General features: G+C 73.5%; 10 protein-coding genes. All 10 read left to right on the forward strand.

The window, feature by feature from the left end:
* The first annotated feature begins 50 nt into the window (after positions 1-50).
* Positions 51-1,196: a molecular chaperone DnaJ gene (gene dnaJ, locus C1I99_RS09175; RefSeq protein ID WP_199562060.1), complete on the forward strand. Its 1,146-nt coding sequence runs from the start codon at positions 51-53 to the stop codon at positions 1,194-1,196.
* Between the two features lie 52 nt (positions 1,197-1,248).
* Positions 1,249-1,983: a 16S rRNA (uracil(1498)-N(3))-methyltransferase gene (locus tag C1I99_RS09180; RefSeq protein WP_111133792.1), complete on the forward strand. Its 735-nt coding sequence runs from the start codon at positions 1,249-1,251 to the stop codon at positions 1,981-1,983.
* A gap of 69 nt (positions 1,984-2,052) precedes the next feature.
* On the forward strand, positions 2,053-2,412 hold the full coding sequence (locus C1I99_RS09185; RefSeq protein ID WP_111133781.1) for a histidine triad nucleotide-binding protein: 360 nt from the start codon (positions 2,053-2,055) through the stop codon (positions 2,410-2,412).
* Entirely contained in the window at positions 2,409-3,785 is a 1,377-nt protein-coding gene (locus tag C1I99_RS09190; RefSeq protein ID WP_111133782.1) for a serine hydrolase domain-containing protein, read from the forward strand. Before C1I99_RS09185 ends, C1I99_RS09190 begins: the two co-directional genes overlap by 4 nt.
* 257 nt (positions 3,786-4,042) lie before the next feature.
* Entirely contained in the window at positions 4,043-5,101 is a 1,059-nt protein-coding gene (locus C1I99_RS09195) for a PhoH family protein (RefSeq protein ID WP_111133783.1), read from the forward strand.
* Between the two features lie 15 nt (positions 5,102-5,116).
* Complete coding sequence (gene ybeY, locus C1I99_RS09200) at positions 5,117-5,590, forward strand: rRNA maturation RNase YbeY (RefSeq protein ID WP_111133784.1); 474 nt, start codon at positions 5,117-5,119, stop codon at positions 5,588-5,590.
* A complete protein-coding gene (locus C1I99_RS09205; RefSeq protein WP_111133785.1) occupies positions 5,566-6,978 on the forward strand; it encodes a hemolysin family protein in 1,413 nt (470 codons plus the stop codon). The genes ybeY and C1I99_RS09205 overlap by 25 nt, the downstream gene beginning before the upstream one ends.
* Positions 6,971-7,357: a cytidine deaminase-like protein gene (locus C1I99_RS09210; RefSeq protein WP_111133786.1), complete on the forward strand. Its 387-nt coding sequence runs from the start codon at positions 6,971-6,973 to the stop codon at positions 7,355-7,357. The genes C1I99_RS09205 and C1I99_RS09210 overlap by 8 nt, the downstream gene beginning before the upstream one ends.
* 46 nt (positions 7,358-7,403) lie before the next feature.
* Positions 7,404-8,300 carry a GTPase Era gene (era, locus tag C1I99_RS09215; RefSeq protein WP_111133787.1) on the forward strand — a complete coding sequence of 299 codons (897 nt, stop codon included), beginning with the start codon at positions 7,404-7,406 and terminating at the stop codon, positions 8,298-8,300.
* A 203-nt stretch (positions 8,301-8,503) separates the two neighbouring features.
* Positions 8,504-9,518 (forward strand): acyltransferase family protein (locus C1I99_RS09220; protein WP_111133788.1); only part of this gene is annotated, 1,015 nt, incomplete at its 3' end.

Genomic DNA, 9,518 nt, shown 5'->3' on the forward strand with positions numbered 1-9,518 from the left:
GGGGCCGCCGACCGGCGCAACGCGAGACGAACATGAGGACACGGAACGCAGTGGCCAGGGACTACTACGGCATCCTCGGCGTGAGCCGGGAAGCCTCCGACGACGAAATCAAGCGCGCCTACCGCAAGCTGGCGCGGCAGTTCCACCCGGACGTCAATCCGGATCCGGAGGCCCAGGAGAAGTTCAAGGACATCAACGCGGCGTACGAGGTCCTCTCCGACGACCGCAAACGGCAGATCGTCGACCTGGGTGGCGACCCGCTCGCCCCGGGCGGCGGGGGCGCGGGCGGCCCCGGGGGGCCCGGCGGGGCCGGGCCGTTCGTCGGCTTCCAGGACATCATGGACGCGTTCTTCGGCGGCGCCGCGGGTGGTTCCCGGGGGCCCCGGCCGCGTACCCGGCCGGGGGCGGACGCGATCCTGCGGCTGGAGCTGGACCTGCACGAGACGGCGTTCGGCGTCGAGGCACCGATCACGGTCGACACCGCCGTGCTCTGCACCACCTGCTCCGGCGCCGGCACCGCGGCCGGCACCCACCTGGCCACCTGCGAGGCGTGCGGCGGCCGGGGCGAGGTGCAGTCGGTGCAGCGCACCTTCCTCGGCCAGGTGGTCTCCGCCCGGCCCTGCACGGTCTGCCAGGGCTACGGCACCACCATCCCGCACCCCTGCCCGACCTGCGCCGGCGACGGCCGGGTGCGCACCCGCCGGTCGCTGACCGTCAAGATCCCCGCCGGTGTCGAGGACGGCATGCGGATCCGGCTGGCCCAGCAGGGCGAGGTCGGCCCGGGCGGGGGCACGGCCGGCGACCTCTACGTGGAGATCCACGAGCGGCCGCACGACGTCTACTCCCGCAAGGGCGACGACCTGCACTGCCGGGTCACCGTGCCGATGACCGCCGCGGCACTCGGCACCAGGCTCACCATCAAGACGCTGGACAGCGAGGAGACGGTCGACGTCAAGCCCGGCACCCAGCCGGGCAGCACGTTGCGGCTGCGCGCCCGCGGCGTACCGCACCTGCGCGGCACCGGCCGTGGCGACCTCTACGTGCACCTCGACGTGCGTACGCCGGCAAAGCTCGACGCCGAGCAGGAGCGGATGCTGCGCGAGTTCGCCAAGACCCGGGGCGAGGAGGTCGCCGAGCTGACCAAGCAGGGCGGCTTCTTCTCCCGGATGCGCGACGCCTTCAACGGCCACGCCTGACCTTCCTGGCCTCGCCGTCCCGGTGCCCGCCGGGGCGGCTAGCCTGACCATCGTGTCCGCGCCGCTGTTCCTGGTCGAGTCGCTGCCCACCGCCGACGCCCTGACGCTCGACGGGCCCGAGGGGCACCACGCCGCCACCGTCCAGCGGTTGCGGGTCGGCGAGGAGCTGCTGCTCACCGACGGGCGGGGCGGCACTGCCGGCGCGGTGGTCACCGCGGTCGGCCGGGGCACCCTCGACCTGGCGGTCACCGCCCGCGGGTACGTCGACGCGCCCGTCCCGCGCCTGGTGGTGGTGCAGGGGATCGCCAAGGGGGATCGGGGCGAACTGGCCGTGCAGGCGATGACCGAGGTCGGGGTGGACGAGATCGTGCCGTGGGCCGCGTCCCGCTCCGTGGTGCAGTGGCGCGGCGACCGGGGCGTACGGGCCCGCGAGAAGTGGGTGGCGACCGCCCGGGAGGCCGCCAAGCAGGCCCGCCGGGCCTGGCTGCCGGTGGTGGCCGGGTCGCCGGACGAGTCCACCACCCGGGTGGCCCGGCGGATCGCCGGGGCCGGGGCCGCGTACCTGCTGCACGAGGCGGCCGACGACCGGCTGACCACCGTGGAGCTGCCGGCCACCGGCGAGATCGTGCTGGTCGTCGGCCCGGAGGGCGGCATCGCCGACAGCGAGCTGGACGCCTTGGCCGCCGCCGGCGCCCGTCCGGTCCGCCTCGGCCCGTCCGTGCTGCGCACCTCCACCGCCGGCGTGGCCGCCCTCGCGGTCCTCTCCGCCCGCCTCAACCGCTGGTAACTCACCCACCCCACCCCACGTTCGGCAGGGTCGGGTAGCGGGGGCTGGGGTAGCGCTTAGCATGCCCCGATGGGAACCGATTGCCTGTTCTGCCGCATCGTCGCCGGGGAGATCCCGGCCACCGTCGTCCGGGAGACCCCCACCACGCTCGCCTTCCGCGACATCGACCCGAAAGCCCCGGTGCACGTGCTGGTCATCCCGAAGGAGCACTACGCCGACGTGGCCACCCTCGCCGAGGGCGACCCGGGGCTCGCCGGCGAGGTGCTCGCCACGGCCGCCGCGGTGGCCGAGGACGAGGGGCTGCTCGGCGACGGTTTCCGGCTGATGTTCAACACCGGGGCGTACGGCGGCCAGGAGGTCTTCCACGCGCACGCCCACCTGCTCGGTGGCGCGCCGCTCGGCCCGATGCTGGCTCGGAACGTCGCGTGACACCGGTGCCCGACCGGCTGTCCCGGATGGTGCGGCAGGTCCAGGCGCAGGCCCGGGTGCCGGCGGTGTCGGCCGCCCTGCACCGGGCGGACCGCCCGCTGTGGACCTGCACCGTCGGCGAAACGGGCAACGACACCGCGCTGGGACCGGAGACCGCGTTCCGGATCGGGTCGGTCACCAAGACGTTCACCGCCGTGCTGACCCTGCAGTGCCGCGACGACGGCCTGCTCGACCTCGACGACCCGCTGGGCCGCCACCTGGACCTGCCGGCGCACGGCGAGCTGACGGTGCGCCGGCTGCTGTCGCACACCGCCGGCCTGCAACGCGAACCGCACGGCGACGTCTGGGACACCCTGCGCGCCCCGGACGCCGACGAGTTGGTCGCCGAGCTGGCCCGGGCCGAGCGGGTGCTGCCCCCGGGCCGGCGCTACCACTACTCCAACCTCGGCATGGCGCTGCTCGGCCGGCTGGTCGGGCAGCTGCGCGGCGGTACCTGGGCCGAGGTGCTCGCCGAGCGGGTGCTCGACCCGCTGGGGCTGACCGCCACCACGGTGACCCCCGGCCCGCGGGCAGCCACCGGTTTCCTGGTGGACGCGTACTCCGACGAGGCGCACCCGGAGCCGCCCACCGACTTCGGCGCGGTCGGGCCGGCCGCGCAGTTGTGGAGCACCGCGACCGACCTGGCCCGCTGGGCGGCGTTCCTGGCCGACCCGGCCGCGCTCGACCCGGCCGGCGCGGTGCTCGCCCCGGCCACCCTCGACGAGATGCGCTGGCCGGCGACGGTCACCGACGAGACGCTCTGGAGCGTCGGGTTCGGGCTCGGGCTGATCCTGGTCCCACAGGGCGATCGGGTCATGCACGTCGGCCACGACGGCGCGATGCCCGGCTTCCTGGCCGCCGCCTACGGCCGGCGGGGCGGTGACGGCACGGCCGGCGCGATGGGTGCCGCCTTGCTCGGCTCCTCCGGCACCGCCGCCGAGGTCTTCGACCTGCCGCACCGGCTGCTCGCCGCCGCGGCCGAGCACGACCCGGCCGACATCACGCCGTGGCGGCCCGGCCCGCCGGCCCCGGAGGGCGTACGCGGCCTGCTCGGCCGCTGGTGGGGTGAAGGCTTCGAGTACGTCTTCTCCTGGCACGAGGGGGCGCTGCGGGCCCGGGGCGCGGGCGACCCGCCCGGCAAGCCGCCGGCGGTCTTCGCGCCGCTGCCGGACCGGCCGGACGTGTTCCGGACGGTCGCCGGGCGGGAGGTGGGTGAGCTGCTCCGGCTGACCCGTGACGAGCGCGGCAGGGTGGTCCGGATGCACTGGGCGACCTACCGGTTCACCCGTGCCCAGGAGACCTTCGACCGGTACGACTTCCGCACCGGAGGCTGACCCGGGAGCGGGCGGGGCGGCGGGGGCCGCCCCGCCCGTCGGCGGGTCCGGCCCGGTGCCCGGATCGTGTTGCTCCGGGCGGTCTGCCCGGTCCGCGCCCCGCCCGGTCACCCGCGGTGCGATGCCCGCTACCCCCGGAAATGGGCGAGGTGCCGCCGCTGTTGAACCGATACGATGGAGGCAACGTCCGCACGCCGCGGCACCAGGCCCGGCGCCGAGATCGAGAGCAGGTGGCGCAGGGCCCCTCGGCCCGACCTATGACCGGCACCCCACCTCCCGGCCCGCCCCGGGTGCAGACCAAGATCACCGTTCCGGATTCGAAGATCATGGTCAACCTGCTCGGCGCGGGCGACGAGATCCTGCGACTGGTCGAGCGCTCGGTCAACAGCGACGTGCACGTCCGGGGCAACGAGGTGACGATCACCGGTGCCCCGGCGGACAACGCCCTCGCCGAGCGGCTCTTCAGCGAATTGCTCGAACTCATCGAGAAAGGCGAGACCCTGACCACTGACGCCGTTCGGCGTACCGTCGGCATGCTCGAGCAGGGCGGCGCCGAGCGGCCCGCCGAGGTCCTGACGCTCAACATCCTCTCCCGGCGCGGCCGTACCATCCGCCCCAAGACGCTGGGGCAGAAGCGTTACGTCGACGCCATCGACGCGCACACCATCGTCTTCGGCATCGGCCCCGCCGGTACCGGCAAGACCTACCTGGCCATGGCGAAGGCGGTCCAGGCGCTGCAGGCCAAGCAGGTCAACCGGATCATCCTCACCCGGCCGGCGGTCGAGGCGGGGGAGCGGCTGGGCTTCCTGCCCGGCACGCTCAACGAGAAGATCGACCCCTACCTGCGCCCGCTCTACGACGCGCTGCACGACATGCTCGACCCGGATTCGATCCCGAAGCTCATGGCGGCGGGCACGATCGAGGTCGCCCCGCTGGCGTACATGCGCGGGCGGACCCTCAACGACGCGTTCATCATCCTCGACGAGGCGCAGAACACCACGCCCGAGCAGATGAAGATGTTCCTCACCCGGCTCGGCTTCAGCTCCAAGATCGTGGTCACCGGTGACGTCACCCAGGTGGACCTTCCCGGCGGGACGACCAGCGGCCTGCGGGTGGTCCGGGAGATCCTGGAGAACGTCGAGGACGTCCACTTCGCCCAGCTCTCCAGCTCCGACGTGGTCCGCCACCGGTTGGTCGGGGAGATCGTCGACGCGTACGCCCGCTGGGACGCCGAGCGGGAGAACCAGCAGGCGCAGAGCGTGCGCGCCGTGCCGGGGCGACCCGCCCAGGGCGGCCGGGCCGGCCGGCGCCGCTAGACCAGAGGAAGACAGTTGTCCATCGAGATCGCCAACGAGTCCGGTGTCGAGGTCGACACCGACGCCGTGCTCGCCGTCGCCCGGCACGCCCTCGACGAGATGGGGGTCAACCCGCTCGCCGAGCTGTCCGTGCTGCTGGTCGACATCAACTACATGACCGAGCTCAACCATCGCTGGATGGGTGGCGAGGGCCCGACCGACGTGCTGGCCTTCCCCATGGACGAGGGCAGCGTCGACCATGGGCCGGGCGAGGCCACCGCGGCCGGCGGTGAGCCGGCGCTCCTCGGCGACATCGTGCTCTGCCCCGAGGTGGCGGCCAAGCAGGCGGCCACCGCCGGTCACTCCGCCGCCGACGAGCTGCACCTGCTCACCGTGCACGGGGTGCTGCACCTGCTCGGTTACGACCACGCCGAGCCGGAGGAGGAGCGGGAGATGTTCACGCTCCAGGCTCGACTGCTGGCCAGCTGGCGGTCGACCCGGTCCCGGTGATGTCCACCCCCGCGTCGGCCGCCGGCGCCGCCGGCCTACCCGACCTGCAGCTCATCGTCTTCGCCGCCGGTCTGGTGGTGCTCGCCGGCCTGATCGCCATGACCGAGGCGGCCCTGGCCGCCGTCTCGCCCGCCCGGGCCGCCGAGCTGGCCCGGGACGGCGCCCGTGGCGCCCGCACCCTGCAGGCGGTCGCGGGCGACGTGGTCCGCCACCTCAACCTGCTGCTGCTGCTGCGGCTGCTCGCCGAACTGACCGCCACCACCCTGGTGGCCCTGGTCGCGGTGGACACCTTCGGCGCCGGCTGGCGGGCCGCGCTGATCACCGCCGGGGCGATGACCGTGGTCAGTTTCGTCGTGGTCGGGGTGGGGCCGCGCACCCTGGGCCGGCAGCACGCGTACGCGGTGGGCCGGGCGGTCGCGCCGCTGGTCCGCTGGCTGGGCCGGGCGCTCAACCCGCTCGCCTCGCTGTTGATCCTGATCGGCAACGCGGTCACCCCCGGGCGCGGCTTCCGGGAGGGGCCGTTCGCCACCCAGGTGGAGCTGCGCGAGCTGGTCGACCTGGCCGAGCAGCGCGGGGTCGTGGAGCACGGCGAACGGCAGATGATCCACTCCGTCTTCGCGCTGGGGGACACCATCGCCCGGGAGGTGATGGTGCCGCGTACCGAAATGGTGTGGATCGAGGAGCGCAAGACGCTCTCCCAGGCGCTGGCGCTCTTCCTGCGCTCCGGCTTCTCCCGCATCCCGGTGATCGGCGAGAGCGTCGACGACGTGCTCGGCGTGCTCTACCTCAAGGACCTGATCCGGCGCACCCAGGGCGGCGCCCCGGAGGACCATCAGCTCCCGGTCGCCGAGCTGATGCGCCCGGCCACCTTCGTGCCGGAGTCCAAGCCCGTGGACGACCTGCTCTCGGAGATGCAGGCCGCCCGCAACCACCTGGTCATCGTCGTCGACGAGTACGGCGGCACCGGCGGGCTGGTCACCATCGAGGACATCCTGGAGGAGATCGTCGGTGAGATCACCGACGAGTACGATGTCGAACGCCCGCCGGTCGAGCGCCTGGCCGACGGAGCGGTGCGGGTCACCGCGCGGCTCCCGGTGGAGGATCTCGGCGAGCTGTTCGACACCGAGCTGCCCACCGACGAGGTGGAGACGGTCGGCGGCCTGCTCGCGCAGTCCCTGGGCCGGGTGCCGATCCCGGGGGCGCAGGTCGAGGTGGCCGGCCTCCGGCTGATCGCCGAGGGCACCACCGGCCGACGCAACCGGATCGACACCGTGCTGGTGAGCCGGGTCGGTTCGGCCGACGCACAGGACAGCCCGGCCCGCGGCGTACCCGCCGAGCTCCGGGGCGACATCAACCGATCCGAGGAGAGGCAACCCGCCGATGCCTGAGTCAGCCGCCGTACCGGCCACCCGGCCCACCCCGTCCGATCCGGCCGAGTTGAGCGCCGAGGACGGCAAGCTGGTCGTCCTGGCCCGGGGCGCGCGCGGCCGGGTGGGGGCGGTGGAGGGCGCGGCGGTACGCGACCAGGACGGCCGGACGTACGCCGCGGCCAGCGTCTCGCTGCCGTCGCTGACGATCACCGCGTTGCAGCTGGCGGTCGCCTCCGCGGCGGCGGCCGGCGCGACCCGGCTGGAGGCCGCCGCGGTGGTGACCGAGGCGTCGACGCTCGACGGCGCCGGGCACGCCGCGGTGCGTGACCTCTCCGGCGACGCGCCGATCCACGTGGCCGCGCCGGACGGCACCGTCCTGGGCACGGTGACCGAGTGACCGGGCGGCACCGGGCCATCGCCGGCGGGCCGAGCGGGGCGGCGGCGTGAGCGACCTGGAGGAGCGTCCCTACCGGGCCGGTTTCGCCTGCTTCGTCGGCCGGCCGAACGCGGGCAAGTCGACGCTGACCAACGCCATCGTCGGGCAGAAGATCGCGATCACCTCGAGCAAGCCACAGACCACCCGGCACGTCATCCGGGCCGTGCTGCACCGACCCGACTCGCAGCTCGTCCTCGTCGACACCCCGGGCCTGCACCGCCCCCGTACGCTGCTCGGCGAGCGCCTCAACGACCTGGTCCGGCAGACCTGGAGCGAGGTCGACGTGATCGGCCTCTGCATCCCGGCGGACGAGCCGGTCGGCCGCGGCGACCGGTTCATCAGCGGCGAGCTGTCCGGGCTGAAGGCCACCGTGCTGGCGGTGGTCACCAAGACCGACCTGGTGGACCGCAAGCGGCTGGCCGAGCAGCTGGTCGCGGTCAGCGAGCTGGGTGAGTTCGCCGAGGTCGTGCCGGTCAGCGCGGTCTCCGGGCACCAGGTGGACACCCTGGTCGACGTGATGACCCGTTATCTGCCGGAATCGCCGCAGCTCTACCCGGACGACATGCTCACCGACGACCCGGAGCAGGTGCTGGTGGCCGAGCTGATCCGGGAGGCCGCGCTGGAGGGCGTCCGCGACGAGCTGCCGCACTCCATCGCGGTGGTGGTCGAGGAGATGGTCCCCGAGGGCCAGTTGATGAAGATCTACGCCGACGTCTACGTCGAGCGCCCCAGCCAAAAGGCGATCGTGATCGGCCATCGGGCCAGCCGGCTCAAGAAGGTCGGCACCAGCGCGCGGCAGCAGATCGAGGAGCTGCTCGGCACCCGGGTCTACCTCGACCTGCACGTGCGGGTGGCGAAGGACTGGCAGCGGGACCCGAAGCAGCTGCGCAAGCTCGGCTTCTGATGGCGCTCCTGGTCGATCCCGGCCAGGAGCGGTCGGCCCCGGGGCCGCCGGGGCAAGATCGGACGATGCGGGTCCACAGTGGGTGATCCGTACCGGTCAGGCGTATGGACCTTGTCACGTTCGGCCGGGGTACTGGTAGTTTGCCACCACCCGGGCGGAGGGTAGGAAACCTACCCCGTGCCCCCGGACCCAACTGCAGGCTGATGCGAAACCGATACCTTGACCTGCTCCGCTTCCTGGCCATCGTCCGAGTCGTCGTCTACCACGTGACCGGGTGGGCGACCCTGACCCTCGTCTTCCCCGCGATGTCGGTGATGTTCGCGCTCGCCGGCTCATTGATGGCCGCCTCGCTGCACCGGTGGGGTTCGGGAGCGGTGCTGCGCCGGTTGCGCCGCCTGCTGCCGTCGTTGTGGGTGCTCGCCGCGGTCTTCGTGCCGGCCATGCTGCTCAGCGGGCTGCCGCTGACCCCGAAGGTGCTGCTCTGGCTCTTCCCGGTCGCCGATCCGCCAGCGAACAACTGGGGCGCGCTCGCGCTGAGCGTGATCTGGTATCTGCGCGACTACCTGTGGTTCGTGCTCGCCTCACCGGTCGTGTTCTGGTTGTTCCGGCGCGCCCCGGTGCCCACCCTGCTCGCCCCGTACGCCCTGCTGGCGACGGTTGAGGCGGGCCTGTTCCCGGCGGCACCGGTGGCGCTGCGCGAGTTCGGGCTCTATTTCGGCGCCTGGCTGCTCGGCTTCGCCCACCAGGCAGGGATGCTGCGCCGGCTGGCCAACCGGGTGCTGCTGCCGGTCGCGCTCACCCTCGCCGCGGCCGGCGGCGCCTGGATCGTCACCCACCCCGGCCCGCGCGGGTACGACCTCAACGACAACCACCTCGGCAACGCGCTCTGGTCGGCGGCCTTCATCCTGGTGCTGCTCGGCCGGGGGCCGGCGAGCGTGGCCTGGGTCGACCGCAGCGCCCTGTTCGGCCGGGTGGTGACCGTGTTCAACCGGCGGGCGCTCACCGTCTACCTGTGGCACATGCCGTTCGTGGTGGCGCTGACCCCGCTGGTGGACGTGGTGGGCTGGTCCCACCAGGACCCGCTGGGCCTGGCCATCCGGGTGGCGCTGGTCTTCGCGCTGGTCGGGGTGGTGACCGTCCTGGTCGGGTGGGTGGAGGATGTGGCGGCCCGCCGGCCACCGGAGTTGCTCCCCGGCGCCCCACCGGCCCCGTCCAGCC

The sequence above is a fragment of the Micromonospora deserti genome (assembly GCF_003236335.1).
GTDB classification, from domain to species: domain Bacteria; phylum Actinomycetota; class Actinomycetes; order Mycobacteriales; family Micromonosporaceae; genus Micromonospora; species Micromonospora deserti.